Source organism: Rothia sp. P7181, from assembly GCF_048513015.1.
In the GTDB taxonomy this organism is placed as follows: domain Bacteria; phylum Actinomycetota; class Actinomycetes; order Actinomycetales; family Micrococcaceae; genus Rothia.
In genome coordinates this window covers 1-14,821 of sequence record NZ_JBLXXZ010000006.1, presented here as the reverse complement: position 1 = coordinate 14,821, position 14,821 = coordinate 1, and the positions used below count along the sequence as shown (strand labels likewise).

Annotated in this window: 15 protein-coding genes; 11 read left to right on the top strand and 4 right to left on the bottom strand. The window is 45.7% G+C overall.

Annotation, left to right across the window (positions count from 1 at the left end):
- The first annotated feature begins 58 nt into the window (after positions 1-58).
- Genes ACN08Z_RS04165 through ACN08Z_RS04150 form a run of 4 tightly spaced genes read left to right on the top strand, consistent with a single transcriptional unit; the run spans position 59 to position 4,330 of the window.
- Positions 59-1,108, top strand: coding sequence for a glycosyltransferase family 4 protein (locus tag ACN08Z_RS04165; RefSeq protein WP_419103334.1), 1,050 nt, complete (start codon positions 59-61; stop codon positions 1,106-1,108).
- Positions 1,109-1,119: 11 nt separating this feature from the next.
- Positions 1,120-2,193 carry an acyltransferase family protein gene (locus ACN08Z_RS04160; protein ID WP_419103333.1) on the top strand — a complete coding sequence of 358 codons (1,074 nt, stop codon included), beginning with the start codon at positions 1,120-1,122 and terminating at the stop codon, positions 2,191-2,193.
- 38 nt (positions 2,194-2,231) lie between these two features.
- A complete protein-coding gene (locus tag ACN08Z_RS04155) occupies positions 2,232-3,170 on the top strand; it encodes a glycosyltransferase family 2 protein (RefSeq protein ID WP_419103332.1) in 939 nt (312 codons plus the stop codon).
- Between the two features lie 5 nt (positions 3,171-3,175).
- Complete coding sequence (locus ACN08Z_RS04150) at positions 3,176-4,330, top strand: glycosyltransferase (protein ID WP_419103331.1); 1,155 nt, start codon at positions 3,176-3,178, stop codon at positions 4,328-4,330.
- 79 nt (positions 4,331-4,409) lie between these two features.
- Here ACN08Z_RS04150 and ACN08Z_RS04145 read toward each other — a convergent pair whose 3' ends face one another.
- The 4 genes from ACN08Z_RS04145 to rfbA all read right to left on the bottom strand — a co-directional run bounded on the left by ACN08Z_RS04145 (position 4,410) and on the right by rfbA (position 8,147).
- On the bottom strand, positions 4,410-4,706 hold the full coding sequence (locus ACN08Z_RS04145) for a PqqD family protein (RefSeq protein ID WP_419103330.1): 297 nt from the start codon (positions 4,704-4,706) through the stop codon (positions 4,410-4,412).
- Complete coding sequence (locus ACN08Z_RS04140; RefSeq protein ID WP_419103329.1) at positions 4,703-5,566, bottom strand: nucleotidyltransferase family protein; 864 nt, start codon at positions 5,564-5,566, stop codon at positions 4,703-4,705. Before ACN08Z_RS04140 ends, ACN08Z_RS04145 begins: the two co-directional genes overlap by 4 nt.
- A gap of 144 nt (positions 5,567-5,710) precedes the next feature.
- Positions 5,711-7,120 carry a polysaccharide biosynthesis tyrosine autokinase gene (locus ACN08Z_RS04135; protein WP_419103328.1) on the bottom strand — a complete coding sequence of 470 codons (1,410 nt, stop codon included), beginning with the start codon at positions 7,118-7,120 and terminating at the stop codon, positions 5,711-5,713.
- A 166-nt stretch (positions 7,121-7,286) separates the two neighbouring features.
- A complete protein-coding gene (rfbA, locus tag ACN08Z_RS04130) occupies positions 7,287-8,147 on the bottom strand; it encodes a glucose-1-phosphate thymidylyltransferase RfbA (protein ID WP_419103327.1) in 861 nt (286 codons plus the stop codon).
- A gap of 83 nt (positions 8,148-8,230) precedes the next feature.
- Here rfbA and rfbB point away from each other — a divergent pair, with 83 nt between their 5' ends.
- The 7 genes from rfbB to ACN08Z_RS04095 all read left to right on the top strand — a co-directional run.
- Entirely contained in the window at positions 8,231-9,229 is a 999-nt protein-coding gene (rfbB, locus tag ACN08Z_RS04125) for a dTDP-glucose 4,6-dehydratase (protein ID WP_419103326.1), read from the top strand.
- 3 nt (positions 9,230-9,232) lie between these two features.
- Positions 9,233-10,657 (top strand): dTDP-4-dehydrorhamnose reductase, encoded by a 1,425-nt coding sequence (rfbD, locus tag ACN08Z_RS04120; RefSeq protein WP_419103325.1) that lies wholly within the window; start codon positions 9,233-9,235, stop codon positions 10,655-10,657.
- Between the two features lie 254 nt (positions 10,658-10,911).
- On the top strand, positions 10,912-11,520 hold the full coding sequence (locus ACN08Z_RS04115; RefSeq protein ID WP_419102086.1) for a 50S ribosomal protein L25/general stress protein Ctc: 609 nt from the start codon (positions 10,912-10,914) through the stop codon (positions 11,518-11,520).
- A 127-nt stretch (positions 11,521-11,647) separates the two neighbouring features.
- The gene (pth, locus tag ACN08Z_RS04110; protein WP_419103324.1) at positions 11,648-12,241 is read left to right on the top strand and encodes an aminoacyl-tRNA hydrolase; all 594 of its coding nucleotides are present in this window, start codon (positions 11,648-11,650) and stop codon (positions 12,239-12,241) included.
- 174 nt (positions 12,242-12,415) lie between these two features.
- On the top strand, positions 12,416-13,717 hold the full coding sequence (locus ACN08Z_RS04105) for a cysteine desulfurase (protein ID WP_419103323.1): 1,302 nt from the start codon (positions 12,416-12,418) through the stop codon (positions 13,715-13,717).
- A gap of 24 nt (positions 13,718-13,741) precedes the next feature.
- Positions 13,742-14,203, top strand: coding sequence for a Fe-S cluster assembly sulfur transfer protein SufU (gene sufU, locus ACN08Z_RS04100; protein ID WP_419103322.1), 462 nt, complete (start codon positions 13,742-13,744; stop codon positions 14,201-14,203).
- A gap of 191 nt (positions 14,204-14,394) precedes the next feature.
- Positions 14,395-14,821 (top strand): adenylyltransferase/cytidyltransferase family protein (locus ACN08Z_RS04095; RefSeq protein WP_419103321.1); only part of this gene is annotated, 427 nt, incomplete at its 3' end.

The following is a 14,821-nucleotide window of genomic DNA, read 5'->3' as shown; positions in this document are numbered from 1 at the left end:
AGAACCTAGAAAGAGGTATGAGCTGTAAAAGTTTATCTTTATAGAAGGAATAGTTTTTATGTATAAGGAACTAACGATTGCTACGAATAACGGCGACATCGGCGGGGGAGAAGTCATGCTCCTTAACGTTGCTCGTGCCGCTCGTAGTTTGGGCTACCAGGTCACTGTCGTTGGACCTGCCGAACCACCTGCTTTGGTTGAAGCTACACAAGATGAGGGCTTTGACACCGTCGTTTTACCTGCCACAACACGTAAACACTATATTGCCCAACTACGCGTCTGGGACAAGAAACATCGTAAAGGTCTACTATGGTGTAATGGTCTCCTTCCTTCTTTTGCTACAGCTGGACATCCCCACCGTATCGTTCACTTGCATCAACTTCCTGAAGGAAAACTTAAATACCTTGCTCCTATCGCACGACGAAAAGCTTTAACAACACTCGTCCCTAGTGATTTTGTGAGTAACCAGTTAGCTGGAACTGAAACGTTTTATAACTGGGTTACTGAAGTCTCTATGCCTTTAGAACGCAAGGTGTTTTCTCCGAGAAACATTAAAGTAGGTTTTCTTGGTCGTCCATCTGAAATCAAGGGGACAGATGTTCTTGCGCGTGCGCTTAAAGAGCTTAACCAACAGTTCCATGAAGAGAACTATTCATTAGTACTTGCTGGAGAATCGCGTTTTATTGGAGAACAAAGTCAACAACGGGTACAAGAATCTTTAACTGATCTTGGTGACAACGTAGAAACTCTAGGATGGGTTACCCCATCAGAACTCATGAAGAATGTCGACATTATGGTGGTACCTTCTGTTTTTAACGAAGTTTTTGGTCTCGTTGCTGCCGAAACTATGAGTGCGCGTGTGCCACTAATTATCTCTAATGCTGGTGCTCTTCCTGAAATTCTTGGTGAAGAATATCCTTGGGTATTCCCTAACTCAGATGTGTCAGCTCTTGCCAAAACAATTCGTCGTATGTCGCAGGAGCTAGCTGTTCATCCGGAAAACTTGCAAGGAATTGTAGACTCTCTCTACTGGCGTTGGCATGAAAGGTACTCTCCAGAAGCCGGTAAAGCTCGTGTCGAACAACTTCTAAGAAGGCTCTGGCAATAGTGGTAAAGAATGTGTCGAAAACACCAAGAAACTATTCCATTGATGCAATTCGAGGCTTTGCACTTATTCTTGTTGTTCTGGGGCACGCTAATGTTGGTGTAGTGTCAGCAGGTCTTGCAGTAGGTAATACTTTTTTGTCTCAGCTTAATGCGGCGCTATACCTTGTACATATGCCACTTTTTGCGTTCTTAATGGGACTTAACATGAGCGCTGCTTCACGACGACACCCACATCCACAATACCTGTGGAACAGGGTGATAACTTTTGGGTATCTCTATTTTCTCTGGACCTTGATTCAAGGCTCTTTTCAGGTTCTTGGATCTTCTGCCAGTAACTCTGATACTTCGTGGATAGATGTTATTAACCTGTGGCATCCTCTTGCGCATCTTTGGTACCTACCATGGGCTGCCATCGTTTTTTGTATTCTTCTGAGTATACAACCGTGGAGGAACCGGGCAACATCTTATCTTCTGATGGTTTTGCTCCTGCTGGTTATGCTTCTATCTTGGGGTATCGATGGAAAGAGTATTCCTGAGCGAGGTATGAGTTTGCTTTTTATTACTGCTCTAGGTGCAGTTCTTGGTATTGAGCGATTAACACAAAAAATTATGAAATTACATTCATTTGTGTTAATCATCTTTGCTATATGTTTTGGGGCTCTTTACCTATATATAGCGTTTTCTTCGGTAACGACTACTCGGCCAACCTCTGCTGATCCACATAGGACATTGTCTTCTATCGGGATGGGAATGGCAGCTAGTTATGCAGGAATGGTTGCTATCATCATGTTCTTCTCGTATCTGTACCGTTGGCGTAGAATTCGGGTTTTAGAATATCTTGGAAAAACATCTTTACCTATTTATTTGATGCATCTGATGTTTACCCCTACTACGAGGGTCCTTTTAGCCAAAATCGGTGTAGATAACCCTTATATTATTGATATTTTTGCTACTCTTGCTGGAATTATACTTCCTGTCTTGATCGTTTATATGACCCGTTTGCGTATGCCTTGGCTCTATGAGCCTCCTACTATATTGTTGCCTTCCGGTAGCGGATATGGCTATAAACCTAAACATTCTCGATAGAATAAAAATGTATTTCACTCATGGGAGAGCACCTTTAAATGTATAAAGCAGCAGTTATTATCCCCACTAGGGGAGGAGCGTCTAAACTTCACTATCCTTTAGATGCTCTAGAACAACAGACCGAAAAAGATTTTCAAGTTATTGTTGTCTGCGATGGTGATATTGACGGATCTGAGAGCGTCGTAAAGACCTACCAACAGCGCGGTATTCTCAACATCGAGGCTATCGTTTTTCCGGAAAATCGTGGACGTTCCAAAGCTCTTAACGCAGGGCATCAGGCTGCTGATGCAGAGATTCTGATTCGTTGTGATGATGATCTTGAACCGGGCGAAGATTTTATTGCGGAACATATCCGCCTACATCAGGGCGATGGTGAGACTGGAGTGATTGGTTTAGTCCACAATGTGTATCCTGATAATGCTTATGCACGAGCTTATGGATACCATCGCGATATAAAGTTCCGAGAAGACGCATATCGGGTTTCTCCTGATCGTCGATGGAACTTTTGGAATGCAAATGCTTCGCTGAGCCGTCACATGTATGAAAAAGTTGGTGGCTATGACGAACGATACCGACTTTACGGTTGGGAAGACGTTGATATGGGGTATATGCTCCATCAAGCTGGAGCAACCATTATTCTTGCACCAGAGCTAGAATCTCGTCACCATATCGCGGCGACAACTACTGTTGGACGTGCTACTCGCGCCTTACATTCGGGCGCTGCACGAGCAATTTTTGTTGAGAAACATGGAGACGACGTTTTAGGAGAGGTCAAACTCCATGGTTTGTGGGGAACTGCTGTCAAAGCTGTTGCCGCTCTAACCACTGAGAAAACCATTAATATCTTTGGATCAGCTATTGATTCTGTTGCTGATAGGCTTCCTCGTAAAGTTTCAGAAAAACTTATTTCACTTGTTGTAGAGTCTGCTGGATATGCCGGAATTACATATCCTCAACGCGCCCGAAAGGTCTTCTAAACTCCATGGTTCTTTTCCCCCAGTTCAAGAACTTCCTTCGCAAATTTTCTCGCACCGCACCCATAACAGAAGAGTTCGCTATTGCTCATGACTACCTCACACAACGTGGTGGGGCAGAACGCGTTGTGCTTGCTATGCATAAAGCTTTTCCGGAAGCTACGATTTATACCACGTTATATGATCCTGAGAATACTTACCCAGAATTTAAAGACGCAAAAGTGGTTGTCTCTCCTTTAAACAAAATAGGAGTTCTCCGAAAGAATCATCGTTTGGCTCTACCCGTCCTTCCGCTTGCAAGCTCTTTCCTTCGCGTACCAGCACGGAAGACTCTTGTCTCCAGCACAGGGTGGGCGCATGGCTTTAACTTTTCTGGTGCATCACTCATTTACTGCCACTCTCCGGCACGATGGCTATACCTGAGCGATGAGTATTTAGGGAATTCTACTCACCCATTAATTGGTGTCGCATTGAAAGTTCTTCGCCCTGCATTAATCCATTGGGATAAACGTGCTGCACAGAAAGCGGGCCCTTATATCGGTAACTCTACGGTGATTCGTCAACGTATCTTCGACGTATACGGAAAGAATGCTGAGATTATCTTCCCGCCGTATTCTACGAGCTCAACGGACGTAACCGAACCTATTGCCGGATTAGAAGAGTTTATGGCCGATGGTGATTACTTCCTCGTGGTTTCTCGTCTTTTGCCGTATAAAAATGTGGCAGATGTTGTGCAAGCGTTTAACCGGTTAGGTCAGAAACTTCTTATTATTGGTTCTGGGCCAATGGCTCAGGAATTGAAAAAAATGGCGGCGGATAATATCCGTTTTGCTCATAACGTTTCTGATGCACAGCTAAGTGGGGCATATGCTCATTGTCGTGCTTTATTAGCGGTCTCTTACGAGGATTTTGGGCTGACGCCCCTAGAAGCTGGCTCTTATGGAAAACCAACGATTGCCTTACGAGCAGGTGGTTATCTAGACACCATTCAAGAGAACGTGAATGGGTGCTTTATTGAGAAACCGACACAAGAAAATATTTATCATGCTGTAGACACTTTCAACCCTGAACAATGGGACGCTCAGCATATTCGTGAATATATTCAAAAGTTTTCTGAAAAGCAATTCGTTCGACAACTTCGTCAGAAATTAGCCTCCCTCTAGAACTAATCATTGTGACGCCTCAAGAATGTATTGAGATAAAAGAGTGGTACGAGAGAAATTCTCGTACCACTCTTTTCTATTAGCTGTTTTCTTTGAGATACCCTTTAGAAACAAAAGACTGGATAAAATCTGTTACCTCATCTTTAATATCCTCAACGGGCACCTGATAGATTTCACTGATTTCGTTGATCAGTTCTTCTAAGGTCATGGGGTCTTCTAAAAGTACCCAGATTGCGGCGCTAGAGCCTTCAAGAATCATGATTTCTGATGTGCGTAAGTCAGCAAGATAGACTGCATAGAATTCTTGATGTGTTTCAACCTCGTGGTTCAGAACGAACGCGCAAGAAGAAGAATGAGTGTATTGTGGGGTGCTCATCGTTTTCTCCTGATAGCTGTAAATCGTTCGAAGAATTTTTCTCGAAGTTCTTGACGGGTTGGTTTTCTACCTAAGGTCATCGCTAGATGGTCTTCGTTGACTGCAACGATGGATTTAATAACTCTCCATTTATCGCCTAATGTTTTGGCCCTTCGTAGACGAGCTGTCCATTGAATGGCTGGCGTTGAGTCTTCCGAAACAGATTTCCAGAGGAGATAGTGACGGCTATCTTTATGCGCTTCAATATTCCCTAGAGCCGTATCAAAAGCTAATAAAGAATCTAGCTCTTCTGCTCGAGTACGTAAAGTATCCCAGTCAGAAGCCTCAAGAGAAGAATCTAAGAACGTTATATCAGGTTTAACTTTTGCAGAAGCTCGTGCACCATGCAAAACGACGATGAGTTGCATATCTATGAGAGACGGAACCATACATGGGTAATGCGCTATTTCTTTCACACGACGCCTTTCCCATAACTGGTCAAAAGCTCGTGTAGGGCTTTCATACCCAAGGCCTGGGAAATAACGGTGAATGTCTGTTAACCCCCACGATGGGTGATAAAGAGTTTGTGCATGCTCGAAAATGGAACCTGTTTCAAAATGAGCTAGGGTCTGCCAACCAGCTTGATTGAGGATGTAGATAAAACGTTCTACATGGGCAGGCCGTACGAGTACATCGACATCGGTACTTGTTCTACCTGGGCGGTATGCTTCTTTTTCGAAAGCATAACCTTTAATATGTAGGATATCGATACCGTTGAGATCAGCTAGATGCTGAAAATAAGCATGAGATAGGCGAATACGTACAGGCAAAGAAACCTGTTGCTCTGTAGTAGAGCTATTGCTTTGAAGATGATCGCTCAAAATCTATGTCCCTTAAATCTATGCGTTAGTACCATTGTATCTCTAAAAATCTCTGGAGGTATGCTGGGAGGGTCTTACACCATACCAGACGAAAGGGGTGGTGCGGTATCTACGAAGTACCACACCACCCCTGATAGCTAGATGCTATTTTTTACGTTTGGTTTTTGCTTTTTTGGCTTTATCTTTATCAGAACCATAGTAGGAGGTGTATCCTCCGTAGGTTCCTGCATAGCCAAAGCCGTAGTAAGAATTGCCGAGGCCGCTAAGCGGTGTACGGTTGATGACCGCACCAAAGAGGTTCGCCCCAACTTTTCTAATCATCTTCGAGGACTCTTCAAGATGTTCCTTACGAGTCTTTCCCACTGTTGCTACGAGGAGTACGCCATCTACTGATGGAGCCAAGAGCGAAGCATCTGTTACAGGAAGAAGCGGAGGAACGTCAATGATGACCTTAAACTCTTTCGTAAGATCATCAATAAGCTGACTCATTTTCTCTGAACCAAGCAGTTCAGAAGGATTCGGGGGAGTGTGTCCTGCTGGCAAGATGTGAAGGTTTGGGCTGCCATTGTATGGGCGGGTCGCTTCCTGAAGCGTAATCTGACCGGCAAGGAGCTGGCTCAAACCAAGCTTAGAGTCAATCTTAAACTTCTTTGCGATGGTTGGACGACGCAAGTCAGCATCGATAATGATGGTTGGCTCGCCAGCTTCAGCCAAAGAACGAGCCAAAGAAGTTGCCACAGTGGACTTACCTTCGCCAGGTTCAGAAGATGTCACAATAATAGAACGCGGTGGTTTATCAACGTTGACGAAGCGGAGGTTTGTACGTAGCTGACGAACTGCTTCTTGAGAAGCATGGTCGTCTTTGTTCGTGGTGACTTGATCTTCAGAAAGGCTCTCAGTCTCTGGGAGCATGCCCAAAATGCCAGCATCAGTAGCTTTAATGACATCGTTACGAGTACGAACTTTGACGTCTAGTGCACGGCGTAGGAAGATGACAGCAAAGACAGCAACCAAACCAATGAGTGCAGCAATGCCAACATTCTTTTTCGTGTCAGGGCTGATAGGAGCGCCAGGGAGTGTTGCGTCATCAAGAGGGACAACACGAACAGTAGTGGATCCTTCTAGCTCATTAACAACTTTTGCTGTCGCTTCTAAAGAAGAGTTTGCTAGCACCTGAGCGCCTTCGGGGCTAGTTGCTGTTGCACGAACTCGGATAAGAGCAGACTCACCTTCGAGAGAAGCCCGTAAACTTCCACGAATCTGACCTTCAGAGAGTTTGAGGTCAGGGTTCTCTGCAAGAATCTGTTTTGCAACAGGGCCGGAAGATACTAATGCTAGGTAAGAGCGTGCTTTATCTTTTGCTGCTGAGCTACCGGAAATTACATCGCCGATACCCTCAGACTGCCCAACAGTGACGTAGCCGGTGGCAGATGAAGCATAGATTTTAGGTTGGAGGAGTGAATACCCCAGCCCTAAGAGGGCTCCGATGAGTGCGCCGATGACTAAGAGTTTCAGGTTAACCCTGAGCAGACGCGCAAAATCAAGAATTGTCATATTGTAAAACCTTCAAAAGGCGGAATGATGGTGGAGATAAAGATAGTTTAAGTCTTGGTCATTCTAACACTGGTCGCTTTGTCTACTTCAGTGAGTGATAGAAAACTCTCAAAAGTAATTGCTTTCACGAAACGTCGAGTGCCCAATGACGTAAGTGCTTTGAGAACTACTTCAAGAGATTGAGAAGATATTGTCCGTATCCACTCTTTACTAACGGCTGTGCCCGCTGAGCTAGTTGCTCGTCGCTGAGGTATCCCATACGCCAAGCAATTTCTTCAGGGCAACCAATGGATAGACCTTGACGTGCTTGAACAGTGCGAATGAAGCTCGTTGCATCTGCTAAAGAATCAAAAGTTCCGGTGTCTAGCCATGCAGTTCCACGAGGAAGGACCTCTACCTGCAATTTTCCTTGCTCAAGGTAGACCCTGTTCAAATCAGTGATTTCTAGCTCTCCACGGGCAGAGGGCTTAATGCTTTTAGCGTGTTCGACAACGTGGTTGTCGTAGAAATATAACCCTGGAATAGCGTAATCGCTCTTAGGGTTCTCTGGCTTCTCTTCAATTGAGAGAGCTTTGAAATCTTCGTCAAATTCAACGACGCCATAAGCTCTTGGGTCAGCAACACGGTAACCGAAGACTGCGGCTCCTTCGATGTTGCTATATTTACGAAGCTGATTGCCTAGGCCTGGGCCGTAGAAGATATTGTCACCTAGTACGAGCGCCACACTATCGTTGCCGATGTGTTCTTCTCCCAATAAGAACGCTTGTGCTAGGCCATCTGGAGAGGGCTGCACCTTGTACGTGAATGAAACTCCAAATTGCGATCCGTCCCCAAGTAGACGCTGGAATTGTTCACTATCCTCTGGTGTTGTAATAATGAGAATATCTTGGATACCCGCCAACATTAAAGTTGAGAGCGGATAATAAATCATTGGTTTGTCGTAAACAGGAGTGAGCTGCTTACTGATGCCGAGTGTGATGGGGTGGAGTCGACTACCGGTTCCCCCCGCTAAAATAATTCCCTTCATACGCTTTATTGTGTCATGAAAATCAATGAAATATTTGTTATTTGTGCAAACGCTACGAATAATACTTCCCGTACCATGTAACTATGGGAAAAATTCTTGTCACCGGCGGAGCCGGCTTTATCGGTTCAAACTTCGTACACCACCTTTTAGAGAACACCGATCATCATGTAACTGTGCTCGATATTATGAGCTACGCTGCTAACGAGAAATCTTTAGCAGGTCTAGACTCATCGCGTTTTGAGCTTGTCAAAGGCGATATTGCAGACCGCGACGTGGTAGATCCACTTGTGCAACAGGCAGATGCTGTCGTTCACTATGCAGCAGAATCACATAACGATAATTCATTGAACGACCCTTCACCTTTTATCCACACTAACCTCATTGGTACGTATACCCTCCTTGAGGCGGTTCGTGAACACAAAACCCGTTACCACCATATTTCTACTGACGAAGTGTTCGGTGACCTCGAACTCGACGACCCTCAAAAATTTACAGAACGCACCCCCTATAACCCCTCCTCGCCGTACTCTTCCACAAAAGCTGGATCAGACCTTCTTGTGCGCGCATGGGTTCGTTCATTTGGTATTGAAGCAACCATTTCTAACTGCTCCAACAACTACGGGCCTTATCAACACATCGAAAAATTTATTCCACGACAAATCACCAACGTTCTCTCCGGAATCAAACCAAAACTCTACGGAGAAGGCCTGAACGTGCGCGACTGGATTCACGCTTCAGATCACTCCTCTGCTGTGCTGACCATTCTTAACAAAGGAAAAATCGGAGAGACCTATCTTATCGGGGCGAACGGCGAAGAAAATAACATCACCGTGCTACGTACAATCTTGCGTTTGATGGGTAAGCCAGAAGACGCCTTTGAACACGTCGTAGATCGTCCCGGACACGACCTGCGTTACGCTATCGACGGCACTCGTCTGCGTGAAGAACTCGGCTGGGAACCTCGCTTTACTGACTTTGAATCAGGACTTGCAGATACCATCCGCTGGTATGAAGACAACCGAGACTGGTGGGAACCTCTCAAAGCTGAAGTTGAAGCAAAATACGCGAAAGCAGGGCAGTAAAAGATGACTCATGATCTTGCCGTGCACACCACTGATATTCCGGGGCTTCTCGTGATTGACCTGCCTGTTCACGGAGATAACAGAGGTTGGTTCAAAGAAAACTGGCAACGCGAAAAAATGGTGGCGCTTGGACTACCTGACTTCGGGCCAGTACAGAACAACATCTCCTTCAACGCAAGCGTCGGAACAACTCGTGGCATTCACGCTGAACCATGGGATAAATTTGTTTCAGTAGCTACCGGAAAAATCTTCGGTGCATGGGTAGACTTACGCGCCGGAGAATCTTTCGGAAAAGTCGTTACCGTTGAACTCGGACCAGATAAGGCGGTGTTCGTTCCTCGTGGCGTCGGAAACTCTTTCCAAACACTTGAAGATAACACCGCATACACCTACGTCGTCAACGACCATTGGTCCGCTCAAGCACAAGGTGAATACTCTTTCTTGAACCTTGCTGATGAAACTGTTGCTATCGACTGGCCTATTCCTCTCGAACAGGCAGAACTTTCTGATAAAGACAAAAATCATCCACGCTTAGACGCTGTAGAACCTGTCCAAGAAGCTCCTATTCTTGTGATTGGAGCTCAAGGGCAACTCGGTAAAGAACTCGTACGACAGCTCACCGAACGTCATATCCCATATATCGCAGCAACTCGCGATGAAATAGATATGACTGAACCTAAAAGCTGGGAGAAAGCCTATCGTTGGCGTTCATTACGCGCCATCATCAACACTTCAGCCTATACTGCTGTTGATAACGCGCAGGTGGGGCAAGGACGCACTGACGCATGGGCGGTTAACGCCACTGGTGTGAGCGCATTAGCTCAGATTGCGCGTGAAGCAAACATCCCATTGGTACATGTATCAACGGACTACGTCTTTGACGGTAGCCTTGAACGCCCAGAAGAATACTCTGAAGATGCGCCAGTAGCACCTCTTGGAGTCTACGGGCAATCCAAAGCCGCTGGAGAATGCGCAGTTAATGCCCTCAACGCACATTATTTGGTGCGAACCAGCTGGGTTATTGGTGAAGGTAAAAACTTTGTGCTCACTATGCGTTCACTTGCAGAGCGTGGTATCGATCCCGCTGTTGTTGCTGACCAATACGGCAGACCAACCTTCACTGAAGACCTTGCTGGTGCACTCTTACATCTGCTTGAGGCCAAAGCACCCTATGGTACTTACCATGTATCGAACACTGGAGAAGTTATTAGCTGGGCGCAACTAGCTCAAAACGTCTACGAAGCGTGCGGACATGACCCTCAACGTGTGAGTGAAACAACTACCGCAGAATATTTTGCAGAAGCTGAGAACTACTCACCACGTCCTATGAACTCTGCAATGAACCTGTCAAAAATCATTGCTACTGGGTTTACCCCTCGCGACCATCAAGAAGCGCTCACAAAGTACCTTGAGGGTTTACAGGATTAAAAATATAGACGTTTGGGGTATCTATGACTTGAGATACCCCAAACGTCCCCTTGCCTGAGTATTATTAATCAGGCATAATTGAACGGTTGTCTCTTCAGATATAAGAAACAACACCACTTGAGAAAGCCAAGGCGGTGGAATATCTACAGAACATCTGTAGGTAGGTCCGAACCCGACGGTGGCTGAACTGGAATAATATTCTGGCGTCAGTACACTGTATGGCGCAATATATCCAGTTGAAAGGAGTATCTCTTATGTCAGATACCATCAAAATTTCCGCAACTCTTCGCGAAGGGTTCGGCAAAGGATACGCACGTCGTATCCGTATGGCAGGCGACATTCCCGGTGTAATCTACGGACACGGTGAAGATCCCAAGCACGTTGTTCTTCCTGGTCACGCAACTACTCTTGCTGCACGTCAGGCAAACGCTATTCTTGCTCTTGACATTGAAGGCGAAGAAGTTCTTGCCATGATTAAAGACATCCAGCGTCACCCTATTCGTCCTGAACTTCAGCACATGGACCTCCTCATCGTTAAGCGCGGCGAGCGCGTCGAAATCGAGGTTCCTGTACAGGTTGAAGGCGAAGTTGCACAGGGCGCTGTAGCTAACCTCGAAGAAACCGTTCTCTTGGTTGAGGCAGACGCTTTGAAGTCTCCTGACGCTATCATCGTTGATATCGAAGGTCGCGAAGCTGGAAACCACGTTCTTGCAGGCGACATCAAGCTTCCTGCTGATGTAACCCTCGTTGCAGACGCTGAACTGCTTGTTGTTAACGTTTCTGAGCCTGAAGAACTCGACGTTCCTGAGCCTGAGACTGCAGAAGAAGCTGCTGAAGAAGCACCTGCTGAAGACGCAGAATAATCTTTTTCATCTTCTGACCTGATGAAGGTGGCGACGACCCGCATACTATGATGGTGTGCGGGTCGTTGTTGTTTGAGAGACTTATCTATCTGGTTGAAGACGTGGAGTATCGAATCAAAGGAAAATTATGAGTGACGTGTGGTTGGTTGTTGGGCTAGGTAATCCTGGGGCAGAGTATGAACGTACCCGTCATAATATTGGGCAGATGGTCCTTGACGCGCTTGCTCAGAGCGTAGGCGGAAATTTTAAACGTCACAGTAAAGCACGAGCAATGGTTCTTGAAGGGCGTTTAGGTATTGGTGGTCCACGTGCTGTTCTTGCTAAACCTTTGACATATATGAATGTTTCTGGTGCGCCTGTAGGACAGTTGGCCCAATTTTATGGTGTGTCTGCGGAAAATATTGTGGTGGTTCATGACGAACTAGATATTCCTTTTGACACTATCAAGCTCAAACGCGGTGGTGGTGAAGGCGGGCACAACGGGTTACGAGATATTACTAAGGTACTCGGGACTAAAGATTATTACCGTGTGCGCACGGGTATTGGGCGTCCTCCTGGGCGGATGAGTGTTTCGGATTTTGTTCTCAAACCTTTTAGTTCAGATGAAGTGCAATCCTTGCCGTTCCTTATTGATCAGTCAGCGCAGGCAGTATATATGTTGTTATCAGACGGTCTTATTGCTGCACAGCAGAAGTTTCATACGGCATCGGAATCTTCCTAAGATGCTGCACAAAAAGTTATGGTGAAGTCTGAGGCTCGGGCTTCTTACCGTGCTGTGACTATCATTTTTTGTCACTGAAGAATAAGCTATCAAAACATGGTGTTATGATGTGCTACACGGCGCATCATAACTATTATTGACTATCCGTTGGCAGACCCCTAGAGGAGAAAACTCGTGACGCACCCTTATGCATTAGCTTCAGGAACTGTCTTGAACGACCAGACGGTACAACAGCTACGCGAGGACTTTCCTCTGCTCAATACTGAAGTTAACGGGAAACGGCTAGTGTATTTGGACTCTGGTGCGACAAGCCAGAATCCCTATCAGGTGATACAGAGTGAACAGTCTTTCTATCAGCAGGCTAATTCTGCGGTCCATCGTGGTGCACACACTCTTGCTGTGGAATCGACAGAACTCTTTGAACAGGCTCGTATGGTTGTTGCCGGTTTTGTTGGTGCACAAGAGAACGAAATAGTATGGACGGCTAATGCTACAGAAGCGTTAAACCTCATCACATATTCTTTTGCGAATGCTTCATCTGGTATCGGCGCACCCGCATCACAACCTTTCGCGTTGTCTGAGGGAGACGAGATTGTTCTTACTGAACAAGAACATCACGCAAACTTGATTCCGTGGCAGATACTTGCTCAAAAAACTGGTGCAACGTTGCGTTGGATACCGCTTAATGCAGATGGGACTCTCAATTTAGAGGAGGCTGAACGCCTTATCACGGAGAGAACGAAGGTTCTGTCTTTTACTCATGTTTCGAACGTTCTTGGGTGTATTAATCCGGTAGATACTTTGGTGTCATTAGCACGTCAGGTAGGCGCATTCGTTGTTCTTGACGCCTGCCAGTCGGTTCCACATATGCCGGTGAATTTTCATGAACTGGATGTTGATTTTGCAGCGTTCTCTGGGCACAAAATGCTTGCCCCTACCGGTATTGGGGTGCTTTATGCAAAAGCAGAGCTTCTTGCCAATATGCCTCCTTTTTTGACGGGTGGTTCGATGATTACAAAAGTCACCATGACAGAAGCTAAATTTATGGAAGCTCCCACAAAATTTGAAGCAGGCACTCAAAAAATTTCTCAAGCTATTGCTCTAGCTGAGGCGGTGCGTTACCTTCAAAATATTGGGATGGATCAGGTCTATGCTTGGGAGCATGAGTTAGGGCAGCGTTTAGTGCACGGAATCAACAACCTTGACGGAGTTCGTTCTTTAGGCCCTGAAGCAGGGCAGACACGAGCTGGACTAGTTGCTTTTGACGTAGAGGGAGTGCACCCTCACGATGTTGGACAGCTACTTGATATGCAAGGTATCGCGGTGCGTGTTGGACATCATTGTGCTCAACCATTGCACCGTGCTTTGGGCCTTACTGCTTCTACCCGCGCGTCAAGCTATATTTACAATACAACTGAAGAGATTGATATTTTCCTTGAAGAGCTTGCACAAGTACGCAGCTACTTTGGATACTAAACCTTCGCTAAGAAAGATAGCCTTATGAGTTCACTAGATTCTTTATACCAGCAAATAATTCTTGACCATTCTAAACAGCGTTTGGGGGAGGGGCTTAACGACAATCAGGGACACCCTAGTGCAGATAACCACCAATATAACCCCACTTGCGGAGACGAAATTAACTTGAGAGTCCGTCTCAGCGAGAACAAGCAACACATTGAGAATATTTCTTGGGAAGGTGACGGCTGCTCTATTTCTATGGCTTCAGCATCAGTGCTATCTGAGATGGCTCAAGGCTTAAGCATTGAAGAGTTCAACGAGATGGTGGAACAATTCCGTCAGCTATTACGTTCTCGTGGGACGATTGAACCAGATGAAGAACTCCTAGGGGATGCGGCAGCTTTTGCAGGTGTTTCTCGATTTGTTGCACGTGTTAAATGTGCGATGCTTTCGTGGGTTGCTGCCGAAGAGGCGGCAAAAGAAGCTCAGTTGCAGAACTCATAAGCTGACAGTTCTAACAACTGTTGTGAGAAAGCTACCCTAATCATATAGTTTTTACTGGTCAGAGCCTAAAAAAGTAGTTTTTGTGGGCTGTTGTCCCTAAAACTATGCCTAAGAATAATAGGTGTTTCTTCCTCAACCTGACGTACTCTTGAAAAGTCAAAACATCTATGACAAGAGTATTTAGGGGACCTATGAACATCGGGTATGCTGCTGGAGCATTTGACCTTTTCCACGTAGGACATTTGAACATCTTACGAGAAGCTAAGAAACACTGCGATTACTTAATTGCAGGAGTCGTCTCAGACGAAATTCTAGAAATTACTAAAGGTAGGAAGCCTGTCATACCTTTAGCTGAGCGTATGGAAATTGTCTCCCACATTGATTTTGTAGACCGTGTTCATGCAGAAGTCCTTGAAGACAAACTAGAGACCTGGAAAGAGGTCCGATACAACACCTTCTTCAAAGGCGATGACTGGAAAGGGACACCACGCGGTATTGACTTAGAACAACGTTTTGCTCAGGTCGGTGTTGAGGTTGTGTACTTCCCCTATACCGCTCATACCTCCTCAACAAAACTACGCCAAGTCCTCGATAAACTAATGGAAACAGAACCACGAA